The organism is Ectothiorhodospira sp. PHS-1 (assembly GCF_000225005.1).
Lineage (GTDB): Bacteria > Pseudomonadota > Gammaproteobacteria > Ectothiorhodospirales > Ectothiorhodospiraceae > Ectothiorhodospira.
Genome location: NZ_AGBG01000105.1, coordinates 1 through 375, shown reverse-complemented (window position 1 = coordinate 375; position 375 = coordinate 1). Strand labels below are relative to the sequence as shown.

The 375-nt window shown below is 62.9% G+C and carries 1 protein-coding gene; it reads right to left on the bottom strand.

Features of this window, described 5'->3' with window-relative positions:
- Nucleotides 1-375 (bottom strand): PD-(D/E)XK nuclease domain-containing protein (locus ECTPHS_RS13785; RefSeq protein ID WP_008933383.1); only part of this gene is annotated, 375 nt, incomplete at both ends.

Genomic DNA, 375 nt, shown 5'->3' with positions numbered 1-375 from the left:
TACTTGTCGGCGTAGCCCTTGTCCTGGAGCTGCTGCAACGCCCTGCCCTCCGGCACCTGCTCCACCACCTTGAACTCGAACAGGTAGATGTGGCCATTGAAATCCACGGTCATATCCACCCGGCCGGTGTTGCCGGCATCTTCCACGGTAATGGCCAACCCCAGGGCGGCCAGGTGGCTGTAGAACACGCTGGCATAATGGCCTTCGTACTGGGCAATGGGGTTGTTGCGGTACCAGTCGTGGGGCAGGCCGGCAAACAGGGCCTTGAAGTGGGTTTCCAGGGTCGGCAGGTCATGGGCCTGCAGGGCACGAAACAGACTGATGCGTTGCTGGGCCGCCCGGGGCATGCCCAAGGCCGGGAGCAAGGCCTGGTTG